This window comes from Propionigenium maris DSM 9537, assembly GCF_027925155.1.
Lineage (GTDB): Bacteria > Fusobacteriota > Fusobacteriia > Fusobacteriales > Fusobacteriaceae > Propionigenium > Propionigenium maris.
The window spans coordinates 1-24,180 of the sequence record NZ_BSDY01000038.1; the positions used below are offsets into that span (position 1 = coordinate 1).

26 protein-coding genes, 5 tRNA genes and 2 riboswitches are annotated in these 24,180 nt (G+C 36.3%); of the genes, 17 read left to right on the plus strand and 14 right to left on the minus strand.

What is annotated here, in order from left to right; all coding sequences use genetic code 11:
• Nucleotides 1-51 precede the first annotated feature (51 nt).
• The 5 genes from QMG11_RS18850 to dapF form a co-directional block, all read right to left on the minus strand.
• Nucleotides 52-127, minus strand: a tRNA-Lys gene (locus QMG11_RS18850).
• A gap of 5 nt (nt 128-132) precedes the next feature.
• Nucleotides 133-208, minus strand: a tRNA-Gly gene (locus tag QMG11_RS18855).
• 21 nt (nt 209-229) lie between these two features.
• Nucleotides 230-306, minus strand: a tRNA-Pro gene (locus QMG11_RS18860).
• A gap of 136 nt (nt 307-442) precedes the next feature.
• Nucleotides 443-655, minus strand: coding sequence for a hypothetical protein (locus QMG11_RS18865; protein WP_281837856.1), 213 nt, complete (start codon nt 653-655; stop codon nt 443-445).
• Nucleotides 656-1,138: 483 nt separating this feature from the next.
• Nucleotides 1,139-1,954: a diaminopimelate epimerase gene (gene dapF, locus QMG11_RS18870; protein ID WP_281837857.1), complete on the minus strand. Its 816-nt coding sequence runs from the start codon at nt 1,952-1,954 to the stop codon at nt 1,139-1,141.
• Nucleotides 1,955-2,311: 357 nt separating this feature from the next.
• Here dapF and QMG11_RS18875 point away from each other — a divergent pair, with 357 nt between their 5' ends.
• From QMG11_RS18875 to QMG11_RS18885, 3 genes are all read left to right on the plus strand, one after another.
• Nucleotides 2,312-2,488 (plus strand): hypothetical protein, encoded by a 177-nt coding sequence (locus QMG11_RS18875; RefSeq protein ID WP_281837858.1) that lies wholly within the window; start codon nt 2,312-2,314, stop codon nt 2,486-2,488.
• Nucleotides 2,489-2,553: 65 nt separating this feature from the next.
• Entirely contained in the window at nt 2,554-3,126 is a 573-nt protein-coding gene (locus QMG11_RS18880) for an acyl carrier protein phosphodiesterase (protein WP_281837859.1), read from the plus strand.
• A 13-nt stretch (nt 3,127-3,139) separates the two neighbouring features.
• On the plus strand, nt 3,140-3,937 hold the full coding sequence (locus QMG11_RS18885; RefSeq protein ID WP_281837860.1) for a Cof-type HAD-IIB family hydrolase: 798 nt from the start codon (nt 3,140-3,142) through the stop codon (nt 3,935-3,937).
• Nucleotides 3,938-4,115: 178 nt separating this feature from the next.
• Here QMG11_RS18885 and hydE read toward each other — a convergent pair whose 3' ends face one another.
• Together hydE and guaA are read right to left on the minus strand one after the other, a co-directional pair.
• Nucleotides 4,116-5,204 carry a [FeFe] hydrogenase H-cluster radical SAM maturase HydE gene (hydE, locus tag QMG11_RS18890; RefSeq protein ID WP_281837861.1) on the minus strand — a complete coding sequence of 363 codons (1,089 nt, stop codon included), beginning with the start codon at nt 5,202-5,204 and terminating at the stop codon, nt 4,116-4,118.
• A gap of 396 nt (nt 5,205-5,600) precedes the next feature.
• Nucleotides 5,601-7,139, minus strand: coding sequence for a glutamine-hydrolyzing GMP synthase (gene guaA / locus QMG11_RS18895; RefSeq protein WP_281837862.1), 1,539 nt, complete (start codon nt 7,137-7,139; stop codon nt 5,601-5,603).
• 97 nt (nt 7,140-7,236) lie between these two features.
• Nucleotides 7,237-7,334, minus strand: a riboswitch (purine riboswitch).
• 92 nt (nt 7,335-7,426) lie between these two features.
• A riboswitch (purine riboswitch) is annotated at nt 7,427-7,525 on the plus strand.
• Nucleotides 7,526-7,608: 83 nt separating this feature from the next.
• Here guaA and QMG11_RS18900 point away from each other — a divergent pair.
• Entirely contained in the window at nt 7,609-8,175 is a 567-nt protein-coding gene (locus tag QMG11_RS18900) for a xanthine phosphoribosyltransferase (protein WP_281837863.1), read from the plus strand.
• A gap of 105 nt (nt 8,176-8,280) precedes the next feature.
• Here QMG11_RS18900 and QMG11_RS18905 read toward each other — a convergent pair whose 3' ends face one another.
• Nucleotides 8,281-8,976: an HD-GYP domain-containing protein gene (locus tag QMG11_RS18905; protein WP_281837864.1), complete on the minus strand. Its 696-nt coding sequence runs from the start codon at nt 8,974-8,976 to the stop codon at nt 8,281-8,283.
• A 330-nt stretch (nt 8,977-9,306) separates the two neighbouring features.
• On the opposite strand from QMG11_RS18905, the gene QMG11_RS18910 reads away from it, so the two are divergent.
• The 5 genes from QMG11_RS18910 (at nt 9,307) to QMG11_RS18930 (ending at nt 12,726) form a co-directional block, all read left to right on the plus strand.
• Nucleotides 9,307-10,572, plus strand: a complete 1,266-nt coding sequence (locus QMG11_RS18910; RefSeq protein ID WP_281837865.1) for a helix-turn-helix domain-containing protein — start codon at nt 9,307-9,309, stop codon at nt 10,570-10,572.
• Nucleotides 10,573-10,607: 35 nt separating this feature from the next.
• Nucleotides 10,608-10,868, plus strand: coding sequence for a hypothetical protein (locus tag QMG11_RS18915; RefSeq protein WP_281837867.1), 261 nt, complete (start codon nt 10,608-10,610; stop codon nt 10,866-10,868).
• A gap of 146 nt (nt 10,869-11,014) precedes the next feature.
• Nucleotides 11,015-11,644 (plus strand): uridine kinase, encoded by a 630-nt coding sequence (gene udk / locus QMG11_RS18920; RefSeq protein ID WP_281837869.1) that lies wholly within the window; start codon nt 11,015-11,017, stop codon nt 11,642-11,644.
• On the plus strand, nt 11,644-12,408 hold the full coding sequence (locus QMG11_RS18925) for an exodeoxyribonuclease III (protein WP_281837871.1): 765 nt from the start codon (nt 11,644-11,646) through the stop codon (nt 12,406-12,408). Before udk ends, QMG11_RS18925 begins: the two co-directional genes overlap by 1 nt.
• Before the next feature lie 54 nt (nt 12,409-12,462).
• Nucleotides 12,463-12,726 (plus strand): STAS-like domain-containing protein, encoded by a 264-nt coding sequence (locus QMG11_RS18930; protein WP_281837873.1) that lies wholly within the window; start codon nt 12,463-12,465, stop codon nt 12,724-12,726.
• Between the two features lie 59 nt (nt 12,727-12,785).
• Here QMG11_RS18930 and QMG11_RS18935 read toward each other — a convergent pair whose 3' ends face one another.
• Nucleotides 12,786-13,487, minus strand: coding sequence for an LrgB family protein (locus tag QMG11_RS18935; RefSeq protein WP_281837875.1), 702 nt, complete (start codon nt 13,485-13,487; stop codon nt 12,786-12,788).
• Nucleotides 13,474-13,830, minus strand: a complete 357-nt coding sequence (locus QMG11_RS18940; RefSeq protein WP_281837877.1) for a CidA/LrgA family protein — start codon at nt 13,828-13,830, stop codon at nt 13,474-13,476. Before QMG11_RS18940 ends, QMG11_RS18935 begins: the two co-directional genes overlap by 14 nt.
• A gap of 308 nt (nt 13,831-14,138) precedes the next feature.
• Between QMG11_RS18940 and QMG11_RS18945 the strand changes: the two genes are divergently transcribed.
• Together QMG11_RS18945 and QMG11_RS18950 are read left to right on the plus strand one after the other, a co-directional pair.
• A tRNA-Ala gene (locus tag QMG11_RS18945) sits at nt 14,139-14,214 on the plus strand.
• 15 nt (nt 14,215-14,229) lie between these two features.
• A tRNA-Gln gene (locus QMG11_RS18950) sits at nt 14,230-14,304 on the plus strand.
• A gap of 134 nt (nt 14,305-14,438) precedes the next feature.
• Here QMG11_RS18950 and QMG11_RS18955 read toward each other — a convergent pair.
• The gene (locus tag QMG11_RS18955; RefSeq protein ID WP_281837879.1) at nt 14,439-16,163 is read right to left on the minus strand and encodes a hypothetical protein; all 1,725 of its coding nucleotides are present in this window, start codon (nt 16,161-16,163) and stop codon (nt 14,439-14,441) included.
• Between the two features lie 1,210 nt (nt 16,164-17,373).
• Between QMG11_RS18955 and QMG11_RS18960 the strand changes: the two genes are divergently transcribed.
• From QMG11_RS18960 to QMG11_RS18975, 4 genes are all read left to right on the plus strand, one after another.
• The gene (locus QMG11_RS18960; protein ID WP_281837881.1) at nt 17,374-18,237 is read left to right on the plus strand and encodes a DUF3553 domain-containing protein; all 864 of its coding nucleotides are present in this window, start codon (nt 17,374-17,376) and stop codon (nt 18,235-18,237) included.
• Between the two features lie 353 nt (nt 18,238-18,590).
• The gene (locus QMG11_RS18965; protein ID WP_281837883.1) at nt 18,591-18,890 is read left to right on the plus strand and encodes a hypothetical protein; all 300 of its coding nucleotides are present in this window, start codon (nt 18,591-18,593) and stop codon (nt 18,888-18,890) included.
• Nucleotides 18,891-18,914: 24 nt separating this feature from the next.
• Nucleotides 18,915-19,499 (plus strand): 3'-5' exonuclease, encoded by a 585-nt coding sequence (locus QMG11_RS18970; RefSeq protein WP_281837885.1) that lies wholly within the window; start codon nt 18,915-18,917, stop codon nt 19,497-19,499.
• Nucleotides 19,500-19,609: 110 nt separating this feature from the next.
• The gene (locus QMG11_RS18975; RefSeq protein ID WP_281837887.1) at nt 19,610-19,888 is read left to right on the plus strand and encodes an HU family DNA-binding protein; all 279 of its coding nucleotides are present in this window, start codon (nt 19,610-19,612) and stop codon (nt 19,886-19,888) included.
• A 52-nt stretch (nt 19,889-19,940) separates the two neighbouring features.
• Here the strand turns inward: QMG11_RS18975 and QMG11_RS18980 are convergent, their stop codons facing one another.
• Both QMG11_RS18980 and dtd read right to left on the minus strand, forming a co-directional pair.
• Nucleotides 19,941-20,426: a hypothetical protein gene (locus QMG11_RS18980; protein ID WP_281837888.1), complete on the minus strand. Its 486-nt coding sequence runs from the start codon at nt 20,424-20,426 to the stop codon at nt 19,941-19,943.
• Nucleotides 20,427-20,570: 144 nt separating this feature from the next.
• Nucleotides 20,571-21,017, minus strand: a complete 447-nt coding sequence (dtd, locus tag QMG11_RS18985) for a D-aminoacyl-tRNA deacylase (RefSeq protein ID WP_281837889.1) — start codon at nt 21,015-21,017, stop codon at nt 20,571-20,573.
• Nucleotides 21,018-21,148: 131 nt separating this feature from the next.
• Here dtd and QMG11_RS18990 point away from each other — a divergent pair, with 131 nt between their 5' ends.
• Together QMG11_RS18990 and QMG11_RS18995 are read left to right on the plus strand one after the other, a co-directional pair.
• Nucleotides 21,149-22,657, plus strand: a complete 1,509-nt coding sequence (locus QMG11_RS18990; RefSeq protein ID WP_281837891.1) for a nicotinate phosphoribosyltransferase — start codon at nt 21,149-21,151, stop codon at nt 22,655-22,657.
• 81 nt (nt 22,658-22,738) lie between these two features.
• The gene (locus tag QMG11_RS18995) at nt 22,739-23,353 is read left to right on the plus strand and encodes a M48 family metallopeptidase (RefSeq protein WP_281837892.1); all 615 of its coding nucleotides are present in this window, start codon (nt 22,739-22,741) and stop codon (nt 23,351-23,353) included.
• Between the two features lie 204 nt (nt 23,354-23,557).
• On the opposite strand, the gene mgsA is transcribed toward QMG11_RS18995, so the two are convergent.
• A complete protein-coding gene (gene mgsA, locus QMG11_RS19000) occupies nt 23,558-23,932 on the minus strand; it encodes a methylglyoxal synthase (protein ID WP_281837893.1) in 375 nt (124 codons plus the stop codon).
• Between the last annotated feature and the right edge of the window lie 248 nt (nt 23,933-24,180).

A 24,180-nucleotide genomic window follows, 5' to 3' on the forward strand; every position in this document is an offset into this window, starting at 1 on the left:
GTCTACAGAGTGAAAATCTGGTATCCTAACCACTGGACGAACGGGGCATCTTGGTGCGTCACACAGGGATCGAACCTGTGACAACTCGATTAAAAGTCGAGTGCTCTACCAACTGAGCTAGTGACGCATACATGGAGCGGGAAACGAGGGTCGAACTCGCGACATTCAGCTTGGAAGGCTGACGCTCTACCAACTGAGCTATTCCCGCATAAGTTATATAAAGTTTCAATGGTCGGAACAGCAGGATTTGAACCTGCGACCCCCTGCTCCCAAGGCAGGTGCGCTACCGGGCTGCGCTATGCTCCGTTTTGTTTTCGTCTCGCTGTTTCTCGCGGACAAGAAGTATAATACCATCCTTTTAATTTTTCGTCAACTTTTTTTTATTTTTTTTTAAAAAAACCATAAAAAAAATGGGCACAGCACTATTTCTGTACCCTTTTCCTTACTTTTTTTTCACACCTTTCCCATCTATAAACACTCTTACCCTCTTTTCACCCTCCCTCAAAATTTCCAAACCCTGGGTACAGGCTATCCCTATACACCCCTCTATTCCAAAGGCTTTCTCCTGTACAACTGCTACCCCTGTCTCCTCTAAAAGCCTCATTACAAAGGTGAGGAAATCCTCCTTAGTAAAGTTAGAGTACTTTAAAAACATATGAAAGCTCCCATGAAAAACCACTTCAGCGTAGATCTCATCAAAGATAAGGCGGAAATTATTATCAATTAGATAGTCTGTGCTGTTTCCTTTGCTAACAAGATCGTCCCGCAGTGGTTAGAGGAAATGCTCAGGGTAACAGCCTTTGTTTTAGAGGTTATCACTTACTCTCTTATCCCATCTCTTTCCCTGGCCCTGATTATACTTTGAGGCTCTATCCTTTCATTTATATTTTTTAAATTCAAGGTAGGGATGACAGAGTTTCTTCTGTCGCTTCCACCTCATACTCATCCTTTCTCCTTCTAATTCCTCATAAAAAGTTCTATGCAAAACACAACCCTTCTATAATATTAGAGAAGTGATTTTAACTCTCTTCTCACTTCTCCCCCTCCTTATATTATCCACTACACTCCAGAGGTTCAGACCACCGATTAGACTCTGGCCCCTTTTATCCCCTCTAACCGATCTTACATTAAACCTCTATCATAGAAGAAACTCTCCCTCTGCTATCTTTACACTTGGACCCTTCATAAAGACCTCTTCTCCTGCCTCTATATACATCTCTCCTCCAGGGACTACCACCTTGGTAGCTTCCCCTATCTTCCCGAGCTTTCTTCCTATAACTGCTGCTCCGCAGGCTCCCGTTCCGCAAGCCAGGGTCATCCCGGCTCCTCTCTCCCAGGTTGTCACATGCATCTCCTCCCTTGACTTTACCTCACAGAAGTTTACATTAGTTCCCACAGGAAACATAGGATGTTTCTCTATCTTAGGACCTAGGCTTGCTATATCTACCTCCTCCAGGTTCTCCACAAAAATCACCGTATGGGTTGTCCCCATAAAGAGGGAGGATACCTTTATCTTCACCCCCTCTACCTCAAGCTCCTCCTCTATATACTCCTCTGTATCTAAGTTTATTGGGATGGATCTTCCTCCGAAACTTGGTTTCCCCATATTAACCCTTACCATAAACTCCACCTCCTCACTGGCAACCACCTCCAGCTCTCCGGCTCCCGTCTGCACCTTAACCCTGTCCCCAGTAAAGTGGCCGTTATTCTTCATATAGTGGGTAAAACACCTTATTCCATTGCCGCACATAGGAGCTGTAGTCCCGTCGGCATTGTAGAAGTTCATCACTATTCCACGATCGTCCTTTTCATATACGATCATTCCGTCGGCACCGATTCCAAAGTTTCTGTGACACACTCTTTTGGCTAGTTCCACCAGACCCCTTCCTTCTAGATCCTTCATATTAAATATAATAAAGTCATTTCCAAGACCGTGGTATTTTTCAAATCTCATTCTTGCCTCCTAAGTATTCTATAAGTTAAATCCCTCTGCCAGAGCATAGATGGATTTCTCCCTGCCCAAATAAGTTCAGTCTTCCATCGACCATAATGGTCTGGCTTATCATATCTATATTAACACTGGCTTCCCCCAAAACATCAAATATTTTTGAAATATTTTTCGTAGTATTTTCAAAGGCAGATTTTAAATACTATCCTTGAGAGGCTAGAGGAGATCAACGAAGGCTTTGAGAGATCCTACAAGGTAAGGATAGACAACCATATAAATATCCAATATCCCCCGGTAATCAAAGACTCTCAGCTCTTTTCCAGAGTAGAGTGTCTTATCGACCTACCGGATATAGAACCTCTTATGTTAGCTGAAGTGTTTTCCAACTACCAGGATGCCGTTTCCGGCCTCTTTATCTTCCTATGCACTCATAATGAGGAGAAGGGCTTTACAGCCCCCCAGGTTCAATTTGATGAAGAGCTTCTTCTTAATGGAGTGGAGTTCTATACATTTGTCTCTCAAAAGTTAAATTTAATGTAAAATCAACTGCACCTTTACCCTAAATAATGTATAATTAGTTAGGTTTAATGCTGAAAGGAGTTAATATGAATTTTTTGGGACATAGCTTTTTTAAGGAGGGTTCCTCCCTCTTTCTTCTGGGAAATGTCTGTGGTGATTTCTACAAGGGACTTCCTCACACGCTCTCTCTTCCAGAGGAAATGATAGAGGGGATAAAATTTCACAGAAGGTTAGATTCCCTCACCGACTCCACCTCTGCTGTGGAAAAGGCTAAGAGAGCTCTTTCCGCCTATGGTCTATACTCAGGAATCATTGTAGATATATACTACGATCACTTTCTGTCGAAAAACTGGCAGCGTCTCAAGGGAGAATCCCTTGAGCTCCACTGTGAGTATCTCTACTCTGAGATCTCAAAAAATGTGGAGTATATACCTGCTAAATCAAGAAGTGTAGTGGATCACATGATAGAGGAAAATTGGTTTGAAAACTATGGAGATCTGGAGTTCATAGAAAAAACTTTATCCAGAATTTCCAGGCGGATCTCCAGAGAAAACAATGTGGATAAAAGCATTCATAACCTAAGGGATAACTACTCCTTCTTCCAGGAAAATTTTTTTGAGTTTTGGAGGGAGTTAGAGGATAAGATTAATAAATTATAAAGGGGTGCACAACATGTATAAGGCTGTAATCTGTGATTTAGATGGTACACTTCTAAATTCAAAACACACTATTTCAGAGTACACTAAGACAATAATATCGAAGGTTCACGCTAAGGGAGTTAAGGTCTTCATCGCCACAGGAAGGCACCACAGGGACGCTGTAGCATTCAAAAGGATGCTGGGGCTGGATTCCTTCCTTATCACTTCAAATGGAGCTAAGATCCACGATGAGCATGACAATGAGATATTTTCTCACAATATTCCTGCTGACCTTGCCAGTGAGATCATCTCCTTCCCTATGGGGGAAGAGTTCCACAGAAGTATCTATCAAAATGACCTCTGGTTTGTAGAGGAGGAGTTAGAGGAAGCTGAGGAGTTCCATAAGGAGTCTGGCTTCACCCATACAAAGAAGGACTTCAATGAAATTTCTGGAGAGGAGGTTACCAAGTTTTTCTATATCTGCAACGACAGTGAAAAATTGAGAACCTTTGAGGAGAATGTCATCGAGAGGTTCAAGGGAAAGCTTAACGTTACCCTTTCCCAGATAAACTGCCTGGAACTAATGCAGAGAGGTGTTTCCAAGGGAACAGCTATCAAGGAGATCCTTGCTAAGGAAGGGATCTCCATAGGAGAGGCTGTAGCTTTTGGAGACGGTCTTAACGATCTGGATATGCTTTCTACTGTAGGAAAGGGACTTATCATGGGAAACTGTAACTACAAGCTCCAGGAAGCCCTGCCAGATCACGAGGTTATTGAAACCAACGATGAGGACGGGGTTGCTAAATACCTGGCTGAGTTGTTTTTAGACTAGATTAACTAAATAAGATAACTTCACTATATAGTCAGATTTTATTAAAACTAAAAGGAGAAAAACCAATATGGTTTTTCTCCCTTTTTTATTATTGAGCAAAATATCGAATTTACAAAAAGTTTGTAAAATAATAGGTGTTCCAACTGGTTATTAGGATGCAACCTCACGTTGCTTTTTACTACTCTTCACTTCTCTTAAAGTAGTGAGGTGAATCCCCCCACTCTCCGTAAGCTATCTCATCTCCAACACTTCCGACTCTTCCTGCAAGACACTTCTTACACTGCTCTGCAGTGTCATCTATACAAGGCTTATCGTTATACAGCTGATACTTAGCTCTGTGCTCCGCTGCTGTGGTTACAGGCATCAGGATGTTAGCTCCCGCCTTCAACCCCTTCTCTCTTCCTAGGGGATCTAAGCCCTGGAGAGCAGTGGTTGCTGCTATATTTACATCCTTTAGGTAGATTCTGGCTATGGCTATCATCTTGAGTCCCAGTTCCACCCTCTTTTCCTTAGGAAGTACCCTATCCTTATAGGCCTCTCCCATAGGAGTTTCATCGTGAATGATATAGGGACCCATTCCTATCATATCTATATCATTTTCCTTGTAGAAAAGAATGTCATCCACAAGATCTTCCTCTCTCTGACCTGGAAGTCCTATCATTACCCCTGTTCCAACCTGATAACCTGCCTCTCTTAGATATCCAAGGCACTCTATCCTTGTGTCAAAGTTGTGGGACCTGTCTTCTGGATGAAGGGACTTGTAGATCTCCTCATTGCTTGTTTCTATTCTAAGAAGATACCTGTGAGCTCCCGCCTTATACCATCTTTCATAGGTTTCCCTACTCTGTTCTCCCAGAGACAGGGTTATACCCAGTTTCCCCTGAGACATCTCCTTTATCTCCCTTACAACTTCCTCTACAAAATCTACAAACTCCTTGTCTTGTCTCTCCCCTGCCTGAAGTACAAGAGATCCATAGTTGTTTTCATAGATCCACTTGGCACTTTCCATTATCTCTTCCTTGGTCATCATAAAGTGCTCTGTATTTTTATTGCTTTTTCTTATACCACAGTAGTTACAATCCTTTACACAGATATTACTAAACTCTATGAGCCCTCTATAATAAACCTTCTTCCCTACATTTTCTTCCTTAACTTCATAGGCCTTCTTATAGAGAGCTTCAAGCTCCTCCTCACTACCTATCTTCATTAGATATACCAGATCTTCTCTGTTTAACTCACTCTTTCTAAGGATTTCCTCTACTCTCATAACCTATCCCCCCATGCTTATATTAATAAAGTTATTATACCATATAAGTCAGGATTTTTTAAAATTCAGGGAAGCTCAATTTTTCAACAGATAATAACCTCTTTAAAGGTATCTTTCTCCTGCTTCTAAATAATATTACTATATCAATAATTTTTTTCCAGAAAAAAAGGAAACCTCATCCCTTGGTGTATACTAATATCAGAAACTATCTTATTTTAGATAGTTTTCCCTTAACCTTCTCTTTAATAGAGCGTCATAATGGATAGTTCCTTTCCCCAGAAGGAGCTATCTTTATTTTTTGCAAAAGAAAAGCTACCTTAATTAAGGTAGCTTTTTTATTATAGTTTTCTCTTTAATAACATCTAAGATAAATAAAGTATACTATATTAATATGAATTACTCCCACTCGATAGTTGCAGGCGGCTTAGATGAAATATCGTAGGCCAGTCTATTAATTCCCGTTACTTCATTTATAATTCTGTTGGATACTCTTCCTAGAAACTCATATGGAAGGTGTGACCATGTAGCTGTCATAAAGTCAGTTGTATTTGCCGATCTAAGCACTGCTGTATACTCATAGGTTCTCTCGTCACCCATTACTCCAACTGATTTAACTGGAAGTAGTACAACAAAAGCCTGACTTACCTGATCATATAGCTCTTCATTTCTAAGCTCTTCAATGAATATGTCGTCAGCTTCCCTTAGGATGTCTGCCTTCTCCTTAGTTACCTCTCCAAGGATTCTGATTCCAAGCCCTGGTCCTGGGAACGGGTGTCTGTCTACCATGTGATCAGGAATTCCAAGTTCTCTTCCAACCTTTCTAACCTCATCCTTAAACAGCTCTCTTAGAGGTTCTAGAAGTTCAAACTCCATCTCCTCAGGAAGTCCTCCTACATTGTGGTGAGATTTTATAGTTGCTGATGGTCCCTTTACAGATTGAGACTCGATTACATCTGGGTAGATTGTACCCTGAGCAAGGAAGTCTGCATCCTTAAATCTCTTCTTCTGCTCATCAAAGATCTCTATAAACTCATGACCGATTATCTTTCTCTTCTTCTCAGGATCTGTTACCCCTGCAAGTTTTGTTAGGAATCTTGCCTCTGCATCTATACACTCGATATTCATCTTAAAGTGCTCTCCGTAAGTAGCCATTACCTTTTCAGCCTCATTCTTTCTCATAAGACCAGTATCTACGAAGAAGCAATTAAGCTGATCTCCGATAGCTCTGTGGATAAGAACTGCCGCCACCGATGAATCTACTCCACCAGATAGTGCAAGAATAACCTTCTTATCCCCTACAGTTTCCTTTATGTGCTTTATAGCTGTCTCTATGTAGTTCCCCATAGACCAGTTTTCCTCACACTCACAGACATCAAATACAAAGTTTCTTATCATCTGGTGACCGTCTACAGAGTGAGTTACCTCTGGGTGGAACTGTACATTATAGATCTTCTTCTCCTCGTTTACAAGGGTAGCTATAGAAGAATCTGTGTGTGCTATCTGCTTAAATCCTGGAGCAACCTTAGTTACGTGATCTCCGTGACTCATCCACACCTGTGTATTATTTGGAACTCCAAAGAAGAACGGTGAATTTGCGTCATCGATCATAACCTCTGCCTTTCCAAACTCCTGCTTGTCTGCTTTCGCTACCTCTCCACCTAGAAGGTGCTGAGTCAGCTGCATCCCGTAGCAGATTCCTAGAATAGGGATTCCAAGATCATATATCTCTTTGTCCAGTGTTGGAGATCCATCAAGGTATACCGATGCCGGTCCACCAGATAGGATAATTCCCTTAGGCTCCCTTGCTTTGATCTTCTCTAAATCTTCAAAGTAAGGAACTACTTCTGCATATACACCCATTTCTCTTACTCTTCTGGCTATTAATTGGTTGTACTGAGAACCAAAATCCAGAATAACAATACTGTTCTTTTTCATCCTAAAACCTCCAAAATTGTATATAAAAAAACCTAAATATAAACTCTTCCTTCTTCAATCTATGATCTGAAAAGTGTATACTTAGGCCTTCTAAATAAAGTATCTTTACAAAATTCATAGAGACTAATTTACGGTTAGTCGTAGAGACGCTGCACCCTATCTGCAACTTATATGACATATTTAATTTGGGAAATCATAACACAGATTTTTTAGGGTGTCAATAAGATAATGTTTTTTATCAAATATTTGACAATATCGTTTATTTTATGATATACCTTTATAAATATTAAATTTGAAAGTTCTACGCTCATATAATTTCTTAATATGGAAGAAAGTCTCTACTAGCTGCCGATAAACAGCTATCTATGTGCAAAAACAATTCTATTTTTTGTAATAGATTGATGTTTTTGTATATACAAAAACATCTTTTTTTATACAATTTTTTAGGTTTTTTAGGAGGATTTAGGTTATGGAGTTTTTAAGAAGTAAGATAAAGGAAGAGGGAAGGGTGATAAATGCAACAACACTGAAGGTTGATAGTTTTCTAAATCATCAGTTAGACCCTCAACTTATGCTGGAGATGGGGAAGGAGTTCAAAAAAAGATTTGAAGGAAAGGGAATAAATAAGATCCTTACTATAGAAGCTTCTGGTATCGCTATCGGGATCATGGCAGGCTTAGCCTTTGATGTACCTGTGGTTTTTGCCAAGAAAAAGAAGCCGTCAACTATGTCGGATATGTATTGCACTACAGTACACTCCTTTACCAAGAAGATCGACTACGATATCTGTCTTTCAAAGGAGTTTCTTAAGCCAGGAGACAGGGTTCTTGTAGTAGATGATTTTCTTGCCATGGGAAATGCTATAATAGGTCTTGAAAAGATAGTCGCAGAAGCTGGAGCTGAGCTTTGTGGAGTAGGTATTGCCATAGAAAAGGGGTTCCAAGAGGGAGGAAGGATTATAAGAGATAGAGGTATACACCTTGAATCATTAGCTATCCTAGATACTATGGAGAAGGATGAGGTTAAGTTTTTATAAAAATTTCTTTTAAATATAATTAAAGATGCAGGTGTCGCCGCGACACCTGCATCTTTTTATTTTTTGAAAAGCAAAAAGGAGCTCGGTGAGAAGCTCCTTTTTACTTTAGTTTAGGAAAGTATTATATATGTTTCTTATCTCTTGGTGGCTTTTTAAAAATACGTCGACTATCGCCGGATCAAAATGTTCTCCACTGTCCTTTAAAATAATCTCCATAGCTTCCTCATGGGTCATGGCAGTTTTATAGGCTCTTTCCATTCTTAGGGCATCATATACATCTGCCACAGCTACTATTCTAGCTGCTACAGGTATCTCTTCCCCTGAGAGACCTCTATATCCCTGACCATTCCATTTTTCGTGGTGATATCTTACAATATCTCCACCTAATTTTGATACTTCCAGTTGATTTAACAGCTGATATCCTATCTCCGTATGAGTCTTGACTATCTGAAACTCCTCTGCTGTCAATCTTCCTGGTTTATTTAATACTTCACGAGGAATTCCTACCTTTCCTATATCGTGAAGTTTTGCAAATAACTCTATCTCCTCTACAGCTTCCTCTTCCATTCTAAGCTTTCTAGATAGATGAGCTGAAACCTTTCCTACCATCTCCAGGTGAAGTAAAGATTCTCCGCTATCCATTTCATGAAGCTGATCAAGAAGTTCTCTAACAAACCTCTTTCTTCTTCCAAGTTCAAAGCTATTAACTACATCTACCTTCTCAGTAGAAACACTTCTCATAAGCTTACCAGGAATAAGGTTTATCTTGTTTTTTAAATTTAATAAATTCAAGCTACTCATAACCCTACCTCCTTTTTAAATTAAGCTTTGATCTTATGATTTCTACTCTATGTTAATAATATAACCTCTCCCCAGAAAAAAATCAAGCCTTTTTTGATGGTTATTTATGCTTAAAAAGCATTTTTGTCACATAGTTAAGTGACATTATATATTTATAATAAAATATTACCTTGATTTTTTTAGTTTTAAAGTTTTTTTTGCTTTATTAACTGGAGTTTGTCTTTTTTTATTTTTTCAAAAAAATATATAAAAAAATTTCTTTTTTGTCATTAATTAGTTTGACATTTTTCATAATAAAGCTTTATAATTAAAATGAAAGTGAGGTGAACTATGACTGTTTTAAGTCCCGTGGAAAAGCTGATACTTTATAGAAAGAAATATAAGATTAGTCAAAAAGAGTTGGCAGGGGAGAGCATGTCGAGAAGCCACCTTGCAATGATTGAGACTGGTAAAAATTCTCTTAACAACCATATCGCTGCTATCCTTGTGGAGAATTTCAACAAGATACTTAGGGACAAGGGTATCGATGAAACCATAGAATTTGAAAAACTTATGGAAACCAAGGAAATGCAGGTTGAAAGGTTGAAAAATAACTTTCTAGAAAAATTAGATAACAGCGAAAACTTAGAAGAAACTGTAAGTGAAATAGAAAGTTATGCCTCTGAATACGATATGGAAACCAAAATCTCCCTTTATCAGAAAATTGGAGATCTTTTTAATGAAAAAGAGAACTACCATAGAGCTGCTAGCTTTTATTTAAGAATTATTAATGATCTTATTATCATTAGAGATTTAGATAGACTCGGTAAAATAAGCCTTAGTCTCTTAAGAATTTATATAAACAATGAAAATTTCATGGCTGCTGTAGACCTTGAAAATCTTATAAAATCAGAAATTAATTCTTTTAATATGCCTGAAAAAGTTATAATCTTATTTAACTTTGGATTTGTTTACGATAGTTTAAAAATTAGTGATAAGGCTTTAGGATACTTCTTAGAAGTAGAAAAGTTAATTACGGATAAAGAAAAATTATTTGATGTAAAAAACTTACAAGCTTTATCTTTTGTAGATCTTGGAAATTTTAATGAAGCTATTTCTATATATAGAAGCTTAATGCTGAAATATAAATCTTCAATACATAAGTTAATTATTAACGACAATTTACTCTACACTTTTAAACTTAAAAATGATGAAGAAAAAATTAAATTTTACTACCGTAAATGTAAGAACCTTGTTAAAGAACAATTAGCTAATCACAATTATTCTGATATAGGTATAGAAGAAGCTCTTTTTTCTTTAGGGGAAGTTGCTCTTCAATTAGGAAAGAAAAAAGATGCTAAAGTGTATTTTTCTGAACTTTGTAATGAAAAAAGTCAAAGAAAGATTGATTTTAAGTTTCAAGCCATAAATAATTTATTAAATATCTTCACTAAAAAAGATTTAGCAAAAGTTAAAGAATTAGAGGATTTTTATTTTATTCTATTAAAAAGAGAAAAGAATTTAAGTATTGGTTTTGAATTTATTTCTTATTATTCTAGAGAAAATTTTAAAAGTGAACAAGAAGAATTTCTTAAGAAAATAAAAAAATTCTATTAAACTGGAAGGGAAAGTAAAAGAAGGAGGAAAGTATTATGAAAAAAAGATTATTGCTTGTTGGATTATTAATGCTTACATTAGCAGGTACTGCTGTAGCTGGCTCTAGACCATCTACTAGAAGGTCATCTGGTGGAGGTTGGGAAGCTGTTGAAGCTACACCATCTACTAGAAGATCATCTGGCGGAGGTTGGGAAGCTGTTGAAGCTACACCATCTACTAGAAGATCATCTGGCGGAGGTTGGGAAGCTGTTGAAGCTACACCATCTACTAGAAGATCATCTGGCGGAGGTTGGTAGAAAGTTCTTTCTACTCAATAAAGTAATAATAAATAAGAGCAAGGGACAGCATACCAGCTGTCCTTTTTTCATTTATTGATAAATTTTTATCCATATAGTATAATAAAATGTTATGTAATGGCTAGATAAAGGAGGCAATTTAACAAATGAAAAACTGTATTTTTATTGGAGTAGCAGGAGGAAGCGGAAGTGGTAAGACCACTATTGCTCATAATCTTGTAAAGGCTTTTAAATCTGAGGATGCTGTTCTGGTAGAGCAGGATGCCTACTACACGGAATTAAACCACTTAACTATTGAAGAAAAGGCAAAGGTTAACTTTGACCACCCTAATTCCATAGAATTTGAACTTTTAAGAGAGCACCTTCTCAAGTTAAGCAGAGGTGAGAGTATTGAAAGACCTATATACGACTTCAAAACTCACTCTAGAAAAGAAGAGACTGTTTCTATTCAGCCATCCAAGATTGTTATCGTAGAGGGAATCCTTCTTTTTGCAGTACCAGAGATAAGAGACCTCTTTGATGTAAAGATCTTTGTAGATACCGACGCTGATGAGATGCTTCTTAGAAGGATCGAAAGAGATATAAATGAGAGAGGTCGTACCTTTGCCTCTGTAAAAAATCAGTACCTTAACACTGTAAAACCTATGTATCTTGAGTTTTGTGAGCCAAGCAAGAGATATGCTGATGTAATCATTCCTAGAGGGGGAGAAAATAAGATTGCTATCAATATGATCATCGCTAAATTAAAGAGATACCTGCAAAAAGGAGTTCTTTAATGGAGATAATTTCATGGAATGTCAATGGTATCAGGGCTGTCCACAAAAAGGGGGAGCTAGAGAATCTTCTGTTAAACCATTCTCCTGACATATTATGTATCCAGGAAACAAAAGCTAGCAAAGAACAACTGGGAGAGGATATCCTTAACATCGGCGTCTATACCTCTTACTTTCAGTCAGCCACTGTAAAAAAGGGATATAGCGGGGTAGCTATCTACTCAAAGGTAGAACCTCTTCATATTAAGGATATGGGAATTGAAGAGTTTGATGGAGAGGGAAGGTTTATAGAGGCTAAGTTTGATAGCTTTACCCTAATCAACTGCTACTTCCCAAACAGTCAGGAAAAGGGAAAGAGGCTGGATTATAAGCTGGAGTTTTGTGACTCCCTTCTTAAATACTGTAACGCCCTTATTGCTTCTGGGGAAAATGTAATTCTTTGTGGAGATTATAATATTGCCCACAAGGAGATTGATCTTAAAAACCCAAAGAGAAATGAGCAGAACCCTGGGTTTCTTCCAGAGGAAAGACAGTGGATGACTACCTTCCTAACTGAAGGATATGTAGATGTCTTTAGAACCTTCTATCCAGAGGAGATAAAATATACCTGGTGGTCCTATAGATTTGGAGCTAGAGGTAAAAATATCGGCTGGAGAATCGATTACCACTGTGTTAACTCAGGCTTCTTAGATAATGTCAAGGACGTTAAGATTTTAGATGAAGTTATGGGATCCGACCACTGTCCGGTTTCTATAATTTTAAAGTAAATTTGAAGGAAATTCTAATTTTCATTGTACCTTTCTAGTAAGGGGGTATAAAATATGATTATAAAAATTTCTAATTTTATAGAGGGAGATGCTAAGGTGCTCTTTGAGAAACTAGATGTTAATATTTTAAAGGGAAAGAAGCTAACCCTTGATTTTCACTCAGTTGAATCTCTTCCCTATGATTTTCTTGAAGAGAGCATCGGTAAACTCCTGGAAAAAAACTCCTTTGATGATATTAGGTATCAATTAAACTTCAAAAATGTAGACGTTGGAATTAAGGAGATGCTGGGAAAGATAGTAAAAGATAAGTATGAATAAAAAACCGCCCTTGGGCGGTTTTCTTATTATCTATCCTTTATAATAAATAAGGGATGATATTAAATTAAGAACTTATATAAAACTTTTAGCACCATTGGAAGAACTATTATTGTAGCTACTCCTGTTAGACCAATTGCCAGGCCACTCATAGCTCCCTCTACCTCGCCCATCTCGATAGCCTTTGAAGTTCCAACTGCATGACTTGAAACCCCTACTCCGATTCCCTTGGCTACTCTATTTTTTATTCTAAATACCTCACATATAATAGGGGCTGCTACTGCTCCAGTTATCCCTGTTATCATTATTCCCACAATTGTAATAGCCTGTATCCCACCTATATTCTTGCTCAGCTCCATCCCTATGGGAGTAGTTATAGATTTCGGAGCCATGGAAAGAAGAAGCACCCTTTCTAGTCCCATTACCTTTCCCAGGATTATAACAGTGGCTATAGAGGTTATCGCTCCTACCGTCACCCCTATAAGTATTGGAAACAGGTGACTCCTTAAAAGGTCCAGCTGCTTATAGAGAGGAACTGCTAAGATTACCGTAACGGGACCTAGAAAGAGGCTAAGCATCTTACTACCGCTTTCATAGGATTCCAGCGGTATTTTAAATATCATCAATACCCCTACTATTAGAAGGATGGCTATTAATATAGGATTAAGTATAGGCAACCTGAACTTATTATAAATTCTTTTACCAATTTCAAAAGTGCCTAAGGTTAAAATTATACCAAATAAAGGATGACTAGTTATCTCCATTTTTTTCTCCCCTTTCCACAAGATACTGAACTACCCTTCCCGTTACCACCATGGTAATTAAAGTAGTTAATATCATAAGAACTATTATCTTTATCCAGTTTCCCTTCATATAATCTAAGGAGCTTATCAGCCTTACTCCTGGGGGAATGAAGAATATTGCCATATTTATGAGAAGTATATCCACACCCCTCTCTATCTGCTTTACCTTTATCACTTTAAAGTATAGCGCTATAAATAGGAGAAACATTCCTATTACCGTTCCGGGAACCGGCAGAGAAAGGATCTTGCTCAAAATCTCTCCCAAGTAGCTTATCCCGAATATAATTATAAATTCTAGAATCAATGTTACTACCTCCTTTTTTACATTATATCACAATCTCCAAACTTTATGCTTCCCTTCTACTCATCATTTATTTATTATATTCTTTGCTTATAATCTATCAAGGATGATAATCTAAGTCTTTATTTAGTGGTCTTTCAGAAGAATATTTTCAAAAGCTTACTTTAACTTTAAGTGTTTAACAGCTTTTTTTAGCTTATCCTAGGCACCTCTTTATAAGCCTCCATTATATTTTATAAGGGATTATAAAAAAACTATATATTTTATTGACACACATTTGATTTTATGATATTATTTCAAAGTACTCTTGAGGGGATATAGCTCAGTTGGGAGAGCGACGCACTTGCACTGCGTAGGTCAGCGGTTCGACTCCGCTTATCTCCACCATTTAAATAATCTTGTTGGGGTATCGCCAAGCGGTAAGGCACCGGATTTTGATTCCGGCATGCGCTGGTTCGAATCCAGCTACCCCAGCCATTTTAGAAGTTTAACCTGTCGGAAGACAGGTTTTTTTAGTTTCTTTTATCATCCTCTATAAATTATAAATCATATTTTAAAGAAAAGAGGTGCAGATAGACTGCACCTCATCACTTATTATTTATAATTTTATCTTATGCCAGTCCCTTTTCCTTTCTTAGGATCTCCAGGACATATATCCTCTCCATTGTAGAGAATATCTTTTCATGTATAGTATTAAAACTCTTGCTATTTGTAGTTTTAAGATATTGTTTCCTTGCCTTTTCCCTCACTTCAGACTTTTCCTCTGAAGACATCTTATCATAGAGTTCAAGAAGAAGTTTGCTTATAGGATCTGATACATCTGTATTCTTCTCCTCTAAGTCTTCCCTTACGTCTCTTCTCTCCTCTACTATCTCTGGAGTTATTGCCTCCTCGGTCTCCTCTACTATCTTTACTCTTTCAAGTTTTTCTCTTGTCTCCACAGCAGGTTTTTCAGTTTTAAGTGCTTCCTTCTGTTGCTTTTTAAGGTTTTTCATTATACCGCTTATGTAGGAAACCAGCGTCTTGTTTATATCTGTATTCAGGTTTTCATATAGGATCCTTAAAATATTCTTTGTATATTCTTCCCCCTCTTCCTTGAGGAGTTTTAAGATCTTATTGTCCACCCTTTTATTCCATGCTTTAGACACAAAGATATTCTTCTTTGCTCTCTGTATCTCTTTCCTTATATCATCTGTTATACCAATAACACCCTTTGCTGCCGGTTTAGCTGCTGTAGGCTTTTCAGCATTGGCAGCTATCTGCTTTATGCTCTTACTCTCAACAAGACTTGAGATGTGACAGTTATTATCCTTTTCTGGGTTAAAGCTATATACAAACTTATAGCTTTTGATATCCTTCATTTCCTCCACACGATAATCCAACAAATACCCTTTGGAAACCAGAACATCAAAACATTTTTTTATTCTCCTGAGTACCTGTTTCATCTTACTTACTTCATACTCTTTTACCTTACCATTTTTCAGCTTTTTCTTTATCCTGCTGGTAGTTGTAAGGGGGACAATAGTAGCCAGGGTCTCTATTCTCTGCTCACCGGCATCATCTGAAAACCTCTTCATACTTATATATTGATAGATCTTTTCAGAGGCTCTGTCTGCCTTTCTAAGGTCATTAAGGAGGTGCCTGTCAAAGATAGAGTAGTGTTTCCTTTTAAGCTCCTCTATAATTCTTTCATCAAGTTTAACTCTATAATAAACCTTCATCTTATTTGTTTCAGTATTTCTTTCCTTGATCTTCTCATACTTTATAAGGTTTAAGGGCTCCTTATATACCTCTCTAATTATATTTCCAGCCTTCTTTCTATTTCTGATAACAATCTTATAGGTAGTTGCCTGGAGGTTGTATAGTGTTTCCTCCATCTTTCTGTAGTACTTCATAGAAAATTTAAGACCTAAATAATCTATTACTTCCTCTATATTAAATACGATGTAATTTTTTCCCTCTGTTTCCTTCTCCATGAGAAGTTCCTGAAACTTATAGAGTACAAAGTAGAATACGTTTTTTTCAAAGTCCGAGGGCTGTTGGTTTTTTATTCCCTCAAAGTCATCTGTACTCAAAGAGGCACCAAACTTAATCCCTGCATTGGCGATCTCATAAACTAAATTTACATTTCTCTGTCTTTTTGATGTAAAAAACGGCAAAATTATAAAAAGAAATGGCTGGTTTATGGTATCTTTAATCTCCATATCCTCTAAGTATAAAGATACAGTTTTAGTTGGTATCTTTTTAGGCTTTGTAGCCCTTATATTTACACTAAAATCTTTTACGTCGGAAATTTGAAGCACTTCCGTCAGGGCTTCCTTTGATTTTATAGCCACTCTTTTCCTCCTGGTTATCATCCCATCCAAATTATAATATTAATTAGAATTTATTATATCATTTTTCCATAAAAATGCAAGTAGTTTAGAAATATAAAGGCTCTTTTATAATCCCTTAGAAAATATAATGTACTTTTTAGGCACTTCTTATAGAGAAACACTATAAAGATATCATCATCTATAATTCATAACCTTAACCTTCTAAGTGTCCTTTGATTTTACTCATTTCCTTTATAATCATCTATTAATTATACTCTCCTTATATCTCTTATAACTAATAAGGGATTGTAAATAAGATAAGCATTAACTAATCTTCTTTATCATCACTTATTTAATATAAAAAAATCCACCCTTTCCTTTTTATCATCATCTATTTATTATACCCTATAATTTAATCTATACATTTAAACTAACCTTTAATTTTAAGGTGTTCTTTATCATCATCTATTAGTTATAAGCCTTTAAAGGTAATTATATTAAATAAAGGATTATAAACTACCCCTTATTATATAGGATTTCAAAAGATTGGTTACCTCTGACTCCCCAAAGATAAAAACCTTTTTTATAATCCCTAATATATTATAAGTAATATTAACTAAAAATAAGGGCTACTTTATCATCACTTATTTAATATAAAGATATTTTATCAATATTTTTAATAGTCCCTTTTAATATCTTCCATTATTTTAAGACCTACTTTATCATCACTTATTAATAATAAGAAAAACTTTCTCTCTTCTCCCTTACTATCCCTTATAAGTTATATTTTATGTCTGAAAAAAACATTGAAAAATATAGCTTAGATTATCATCCCTCTCTAGATATAATTTTTAAGCCCATAAAAATAAAGGATCTCTTTTTAATCCTCTACAAGTTATAACATAAATTTAAATGGCCTTTAATTTATATATTGATTTTATTAGACTACTTTACCATCCCTTCTACGATATAATTTTTAGATACTGTTTTTATTGAGTTAAATATATAATCCTTTTTAATTTATATTTTTTTTCTGTCACTCTTCTTAGATCCATTGATAATAAAGGTTTCTAGACGATGGAAGCTTTTTTTATATTTTCTCTACATAATACATAATACATAAATACATATACATACTATAAAGTTTTGTTCTGTTTCGTTTTTATTTTTTGAAAAAAGAGTATTATGGGGTAATATTATATGGGGACTATTAAAGGAGGGGAGATAAATTATGAAATATGTCAGACATCTTAAGAAGAGTGAGTGGGGGATAGGTAAGGTTTTATCTATCAATGATCACAAAATAGAGATAGACTTTATAAATTGTGGAGTGAAGCTTTTAAACTCTAAAATAGCTTTATTGGAAGAAGTTTTAGATGAAGGTGAAATAGGTAAGTTTAAAGAGGATAAGTTATTAACCTCCTTATCAAATAAGAAAAATAAAAAGAATACTTTTGATGAAAGTCTTTCTTTAGAGGAACTGATAAAAATCTTCCATAAATCCTACCCAGAAGGTTTTTATGATGAAAAGTATATAGAACTAGAAAGAAAGAATAAGGAGCAAATAAGTAATGATTTTATGAATCATTTTTCAGAGGAAAACCTATTATCTAAGATAGAGGAAGGTCAGTATAAAGATATATGCGAAATATCTAAGAAGTTAATTTCAGCAACTAAGATAATTCATAGTATTGAAAAGACTAACTTTAGAAAGGCTATAAGTGTAGAAGAGAATCAGGAAGAGTTTATTAAAGTTTTATATAACTTCCTATATAAGAAGGAAAAAATTGAGGAGAAGGATTTCTTTGAATACAAGGAGTTTTTCAATAAGATCTCATGTAACAAGTGGACTCTTCTCAGCTACTTTATGAATATGATCCAGCCTCAAAAATATCCATTCTTAAAGCCAAAGGTATCTAAAAAAGCTGCAGAAGTTTTTGGATTTGATTTAAACTATAATATGCTACCTAACTGGCAGACCTATAACTCCTTTTTAACTTATACACAAAAGCTTATGGAGGATCTAAAGGAATTAAAACCTAGAGACTATATAGATATTGAAAACTTTATTTGGATAACAATTAATAGCCTTTAAAAGATTATTTTTGTTTTCTTTTGATTTTGAACAATACTTTTGATACAATTAAAAGAAAAAGGTGATTAAAATAGATATTCAGAATGAAGAATTAGAAAAGCAAATGAATGAAGCTATAAAAAAACTTCCTATGGAAATGAAAAAAATAAAGCTTGTTTTGTGGGTATTAAAAAAAATAAACAGTGTTAAAAAATCAAAATTAAATATCCTTAAGGGAATTATATTTATCTATATTGTCGTTTCTTTATTTCTCTTATTGAATAAGTAAGTGCCCTAGGGCACTTTTTTTCTTTGGAGTAAAATCAAAAATAATGTATACTTTACTAAAATGAAGTTTAGTAAGGAGTAAGAATATGGATAAGGAAAAATTAAATAGAAGATTAAGTGCAATTGCTGATAAATTTTCAGAGCTGGGATACGATCTGAGAGATGAGGTCTTTGAACTGGCAGAGATGAGAGAGGATATAGCTCAAAAGATATTGAACTATAAGATGAAGAAGATAGAGTACTTTGCAGGAGAGGAGGGAGAATCCTATGTGGGGTTAACCCTAGAAGATGTCCAGCTTGTATTTCATGTGGAACTGGGAGAAGATGAAGAGGGTCCTTGGTATGAGGCAACAGTTGAAATATTAAACTTTGGAGATGAGGACTAAGGCAGGGGAAGGCATGGAGGTTCTATGGCTAAAGAGATAGTTATTTTTGATGTTGAAACCAATGGAATGAAGGGGAGCTCAGTTCTCTCTATATCTGCTATAAAGTTAAGGATAGATGATAACCTTGAAACCTGGGAAAAACTAGGAGAATATAACAGATTTTACTTTAGAAACCCGGGAGAGGAAATCAATTACGGAGCTGTTAATGTTAATGGACTTACAGACGAGGTCATAAGAGAAAAAAGGTCTGCTAAGGTTTATCCCAAGCATTTTTTAGAGGACATCAGGTCTTTTGAGGAATTTTGCAGCGGAGTAGAACACTTTGTGGCTCACAATATAAAGTTTGATGAGAGCTTTATACCCTTTAAGTTAGTAAAGAAATTTGATACTATGATTGAAAATGTTGATATAGTAAGGGTTAGCTGGAATTCTAAGACAAACTCCTATAAGTGGCCTAAGCTTATCGAGTGTGCAAACTACTATAAAGTTCCCTTTGATGATGCAAACTTTCATGAGAGTTTATATGATGTTTATATTACGGGAAGGATCTTATATAGGATGTCTAGATACCATAAAACAAAAGGAAGATTAAAAAAATTTCTAACTTAAAAAAAGGAAATATGTTTTTTACCTATATAAACTTAATTATAAAGGGTCCTTTAATATAGGACTTAGCGGGAAGATTAAAGTTTGTTGAAATAAAAAAAGGGGGAAACAAGATGACTAAAAAAGAGTTTATAGCAAAGTTCTATGAGGCAGGGGAGTTTTCATCTAAGGCTGAGGCGGAAAGAAAGCTAAACACTCTACTAGAAACAGTTGAAGATGTATTGGTAGATGGTGATGAGGTCAATTTTATAGGTTGGGGAAAGTGGGAAGTTGTAGAAAGAGCTAAGAGAAAGGTAAGAAACCCTCAAACAGGAAGAAAGATGACAGTTAAAGCTAAAAAAGTTGTTAAGTTTAAACCTGGTAAGAAGTTATCTGATAAGATTTCTCTATAATAAAAAAGTCTGGCTGTTGAGTCAGACTTTTTTATTGCAGGGAAAGATTTAGCTAACCGCCATTCTCCACTATAAAGCTGTAATCTGTAAAGATAAATGTATTGATGTGTTTTCCCTTTATTAAATCTACCTTTATGATCAGGTGGGATTCTCCATCCTCTGAAATGCCATAATACTCCTGAACTTCCTTTATCCTTCCGTCCTCCTTGATAAAATCAGTCCGAATACTTGTAAATGTATACTCTTCATCGATTATATCTAGCAGGTGGCGGCTGAGACTTTCATTTTGCCTTAGATACTTATTGGAGATAGTTACCTGGATCAGTCTGCCCCTATAGAATAAAAAATCATAGAAGGCTATATCTCTGTGGACCCTCTCCTCTGCCCTATAGACCTCCTCATCCTCATCGAAGGAGAGTTTTTTCATAGCAGGGAAGGAACTCTCTACTTCTTCCTTGGTCATCCTCCATGAGATCCCTTCTACTGGAAGGGAAAAGCTGATTTTAAATAACATTATAAATATAAGCAGATACTTCATAAAAAACCTCCTCCTAAAATATTATTTTAGGAGGAGGTTTATTTTCCTTTTTAATTGTAAAGGAAAGTATAGAATTATAGATTAACTCCATTATAAAAAGACATTGTAATAAGAATAAAAAGGGTGGAGCGTCACGCTCCCTTTTTATTTTTCAGGGGAGTCCACAATAAGGGTAACCGGTCCATCGTTTATAAGGCTGACCTTCATATCAGCACCAAACTCACCAGTGGCAACCTTAACTCCCTTTTCCCTTGCCATCTCCACAAACTTTTCATAGAGGGGAATTGCTTTTTCAGGTCTAGCCGCATCTATAAAACTAGGCCTTCTTCCCTTTCTGGCATCTCCATATAGGGTAAACTGAGATACTATAAGGAGTTCTCCTCCTACATCTTCTAGGGAAAGGTTCATCTTCCCATTTTCATCCTCAAAAACTCTAAGTCCTGTGATCTTATCAACCATCCACTTAACGTCCTTTTCAGTATCTGTATGGGTGATACCAAGAAGAATCATAAACCCCTTCTGGATCTCACCTACAACCACATTGTCAATAGTGACACTGGCCTGACTTACTCTCTGAATAACACTTTTCATAAAAATCTCCTTTAATATCTGTTGATTAAGTAGATTTTAGTATACACACCTCTATTATTCAAGTGCAAGTTGTAAAAAAAAAATACAAATGATATACTAAGAGTACTATAATTTATGAGAGAGGTCATTTCATGGAGAAAAATGTAATATTAACAGATTTTGCCAGAGTAATAAATTCAGATCGTTATCAATATACAGAAAGTGACATATTCCTAATGGAGGGTATGGAGGAGAAGGTCGCAATCTTTGATATGTATTTTAGAAAAACTGAGGATGGAGGATTCGCTGTAGTAAGTGGAATACAGGAAGTGATATCCCTAATCGATATATTAAATTCAACTTCTGCTAAGGAGAAGAGGATCTACTTTTCAGAGATAATTAAGGAGAAGCATCTATTAGACTATCTTGTAGATCTAAAGTTTACAGGAGAGATATATGCTATGAGGGACGGGGAGATAGCTTATCCCAATGAACCCATAGTGACAATTAAAGCTCCTCTAATCCAGGCAAAGATCCTAGAGACACCTATCTTAAATATTATGAATATGCATATGGCTATTGCAACTAAGGCTTCGAGAGTTACCAGGGCAGCATATCCTCATGCAGTAACATCCTTTGGTAGCAGAAGAGCCCACGGTTTTGACAGTGCTGTAGCGGGAAATAAAGCGGCATATATAGGGGGGTGCAGCAGCCACTCCAACCTGGTTACAGAATATAAGTATGGTATTCCAAGTGTGGGAACAATGGCACACTCATATATTCAGACCTTTGGTGTAGGAAGGGAAGCTGAAAGGAAAGCTTTTGACTTATTTATAAAGCATAGGAGAGAGAGGGAGAGCAATACCCTGGTACTTCTCATAGATACCTATAACACCCTGGAGATAGGGATAAAGAATGCTATCGCTGCTTTTAAGGAAAATGGAATAGATGATGACTATAATGGGGCATATGGAATCAGGATAGATTCTGGAGATCTGGCATACCTATCTAAGAAATGTAGAAAAGCATTGGATGATGCAGGGCTGAAGAAAGCTAAGATATTTTTAACCAATGCCCTCAATGAGGACCTTATAAGGTCCCTGAAGGAGCAGGGGGCTTGTGCTGACATATTTGGAGTAGGAGATGCCATTGCAGTGAGTAAATCAAACCCCTGCTTTGGAGGAGTGTACAAGATAGTGCAGGTGGACAATGAGCCGCTAATTAAACTTTCAGAGGATGTCATTAAAATTAGTAATCCTGGATTTAAAGAGGTGTACAGGATCTATGATAAAAATAATATAGCCTATGCAGATCTTATAACCCTTATGGAGGGAGATGAAGACAAGGAAAGGCTTCTGCAGGGAAGGGATATAATTATTACAGATGAAAGCTATGAGTTTAAATCCAGTAAGTTAAAGGCGGGAGAGTATACAGTAAAACCCCTTACGATAAAGTATGTAGAGGGAGGAGAGATAACTGAAAACTTCAAAGACCTGCTGGATGTAAAGGGGTCGAGGGATTACTACCTGTCAAACCTGGAAAAGATCTCTCCTGAGAGAAAGAGGCTTGATAACCCTCACAAGTACAAGGTAGATCTTTCAAAGGCGTTAACAGATTTAAAATATGGACTTATAAAGGATATAAAGGGTCAAACATCATAATTTTATTCCCCTACTTTTGTAGGGGAATTTTTATTAAAAGGTGTCGCGGCGACACTTTTTACTTTTAAACAGGAGAGAAGGATGAAGGAAGGAACTATAAAGCAGGGAAGGGATAAGATTCAGTACAGGGTCTACAAGAGAAGTAAGAAAAATGTAATTCTAAAGATAACATCCTCGGGAAGGGTTGAGATTTCCATCCCCAGAAGGTCCGCCTATAGGATTGGGGAGGAGCTTATAAGGAAAAACTTTGAAGTTATTTACCCTAAGGTATCTGAGGTCAGAGGCATAGAGAGAGCTAAGGAGGAGAGGGAATATATCAAAGTTCTTGGAAGGGATATTCCTAGAGGAGGAAGAGACAGGGAGGAGATACTCCACACAGAGGCAGAGAGAGTTTACAGAAAGCTGATAGAGGAGTGGGCTCCTAGGATAGGAGTAAGCCCACAAAAGTTAAGAATTAAAAATATGAAAACAGCATGGGGAATATGCTATTCAAACAAAAGTATAACCTTAAACTTAAAGTTGATACAGATGGACTTAAAGATAGTGGAGTATGTGATTGTCCATGAGATGTGTCACTTAATACATATGAATCACTCCAGAGAGTTTTGGGAGTTAGTTGAAAGGCATCTCCCTAAATTTAGCGAGGAAAGAAGTAGGTTAAAATCTCTACAAAGAGACTTAAATTATTTCATATAATTATAATTTGTTCTCAACGGTAATATGAGTTTTAAAAGAAAAAGAAAAGAATATAGAAGTTGACACATGTGTCGGGGGAGTTGATTGTTAAAACTCTAATAACAGACTTACAGGAGGTGCTCTAGAGAAGCATCTAGAGTGCTAAAGTCAAATATAGAAAAATCAATAAAAGAGGGAGTGTCGCCGCGACACTCCCTCTTTTAATTAAATATCTTCCTTTAAACTTTTAATTATCAATTCAGCAGTTGCTTTATTGGTAGCCACTGGAATCTGATGTACGTCACAGAGTCTGATAAGAGCCTGAACATCTGGCTCGTGAGGCTGACTGGTGAGTGGATCTCTGAAGAAAAACACGGCCTTGATAAGTTCGTTGGCTATGTCGGACCCAATCTGCTGATCCCCTCCTAGGGGACCTGAGAGATATCTTTTAACCTCTAGGTCTGTAGCCTGAATAATTCTCCCTCCAGTTGTACCTGTAGCAACTAACTCATACTTCTGAAAAAATTCTTTATGTTTTTTTGCGAAATCAACAAGATCATCCTTCTTCTTGTCGTGAGCAATAAGTGCGATTCTTTCCATATAAAACCTCCCCCTAACTTTCAGCCTTAAAGGCCTCTTTGATCATTATACAATTTTTGCTGATATATGGGCAACAGCTTTTAAAGTGTCGCGGCGACACTTTTTTAAAGAAAGTATGTTATAATAGAGTGTTGCAAAAGTAATTCACAAAAAATTAAAAATCATATCCAATATAGAGTAATAATTGAGTTACCACACAAAATTCTACTCGAAAGGATATGACCAGTAATGTATATACCTCAAACTAC

What these genes read in the sequence shown, in the direction of transcription:
- QMG11_RS18880 (WP_281837859.1), top strand. Translation starts at nt 2,554, where the DNA reads ATGAATTTTTTGGGACATAGCTTTTTTAAGGAGGGTTCCTCCCTCTTT.
- dtd (WP_281837889.1), bottom strand. Translation starts at nt 21,017, where the DNA reads ATGAAAAGTGTTATTCAGAGAGTAAGTCAGGCCAGTGTCACTATTGAC.
- hydE (WP_281837861.1), bottom strand. Translation starts at nt 5,204, where the DNA reads ATGAGAGTAGAGGAAATCCTTAGAAAGAGTGAGTTAAACAGAGAAGAT.
- dapF (WP_281837857.1), bottom strand. Translation starts at nt 1,954, where the DNA reads ATGAGATTTGAAAAATACCACGGTCTTGGAAATGACTTTATTATATTT.
- QMG11_RS18960 (WP_281837881.1), top strand. Translation starts at nt 17,374, where the DNA reads ATGAAATATGTCAGACATCTTAAGAAGAGTGAGTGGGGGATAGGTAAG.
- QMG11_RS18980 (WP_281837888.1), bottom strand. Translation starts at nt 20,426, where the DNA reads ATGAAGTATCTGCTTATATTTATAATGTTATTTAAAATCAGCTTTTCC.
- QMG11_RS18965 (WP_281837883.1), top strand. Translation starts at nt 18,591, where the DNA reads ATGGATAAGGAAAAATTAAATAGAAGATTAAGTGCAATTGCTGATAAA.
- QMG11_RS18935 (WP_281837875.1), bottom strand. Translation starts at nt 13,487, where the DNA reads ATGGAGATAACTAGTCATCCTTTATTTGGTATAATTTTAACCTTAGGC.
- QMG11_RS18930 (WP_281837873.1), top strand. Translation starts at nt 12,463, where the DNA reads ATGATTATAAAAATTTCTAATTTTATAGAGGGAGATGCTAAGGTGCTC.
- QMG11_RS18875 (WP_281837858.1), top strand. Translation starts at nt 2,312, where the DNA reads ATGTTAGCTGAAGTGTTTTCCAACTACCAGGATGCCGTTTCCGGCCTC.
- QMG11_RS18905 (WP_281837864.1), bottom strand. Translation starts at nt 8,976, where the DNA reads ATGAGTAGCTTGAATTTATTAAATTTAAAAAACAAGATAAACCTTATT.
- QMG11_RS18915 (WP_281837867.1), top strand. Translation starts at nt 10,608, where the DNA reads ATGAAAAAAAGATTATTGCTTGTTGGATTATTAATGCTTACATTAGCA.
- udk (WP_281837869.1), top strand. Translation starts at nt 11,015, where the DNA reads ATGAAAAACTGTATTTTTATTGGAGTAGCAGGAGGAAGCGGAAGTGGT.
- QMG11_RS18970 (WP_281837885.1), top strand. Translation starts at nt 18,915, where the DNA reads ATGGCTAAAGAGATAGTTATTTTTGATGTTGAAACCAATGGAATGAAG.
- QMG11_RS18975 (WP_281837887.1), top strand. Translation starts at nt 19,610, where the DNA reads ATGACTAAAAAAGAGTTTATAGCAAAGTTCTATGAGGCAGGGGAGTTT.
- QMG11_RS18885 (WP_281837860.1), top strand. Translation starts at nt 3,140, where the DNA reads ATGTATAAGGCTGTAATCTGTGATTTAGATGGTACACTTCTAAATTCA.
- QMG11_RS18900 (WP_281837863.1), top strand. Translation starts at nt 7,609, where the DNA reads ATGGAGTTTTTAAGAAGTAAGATAAAGGAAGAGGGAAGGGTGATAAAT.
- guaA (WP_281837862.1), bottom strand. Translation starts at nt 7,139, where the DNA reads ATGAAAAAGAACAGTATTGTTATTCTGGATTTTGGTTCTCAGTACAAC.
- QMG11_RS18995 (WP_281837892.1), top strand. Translation starts at nt 22,739, where the DNA reads ATGAAGGAAGGAACTATAAAGCAGGGAAGGGATAAGATTCAGTACAGG.
- QMG11_RS18990 (WP_281837891.1), top strand. Translation starts at nt 21,149, where the DNA reads ATGGAGAAAAATGTAATATTAACAGATTTTGCCAGAGTAATAAATTCA.
- QMG11_RS18910 (WP_281837865.1), top strand. Translation starts at nt 9,307, where the DNA reads ATGACTGTTTTAAGTCCCGTGGAAAAGCTGATACTTTATAGAAAGAAA.
- mgsA (WP_281837893.1), bottom strand. Translation starts at nt 23,932, where the DNA reads ATGGAAAGAATCGCACTTATTGCTCACGACAAGAAGAAGGATGATCTT.
- QMG11_RS18865 (WP_281837856.1), bottom strand. Translation starts at nt 655, where the DNA reads ATGTTTTTAAAGTACTCTAACTTTACTAAGGAGGATTTCCTCACCTTT.
- QMG11_RS18925 (WP_281837871.1), top strand. Translation starts at nt 11,644, where the DNA reads ATGGAGATAATTTCATGGAATGTCAATGGTATCAGGGCTGTCCACAAA.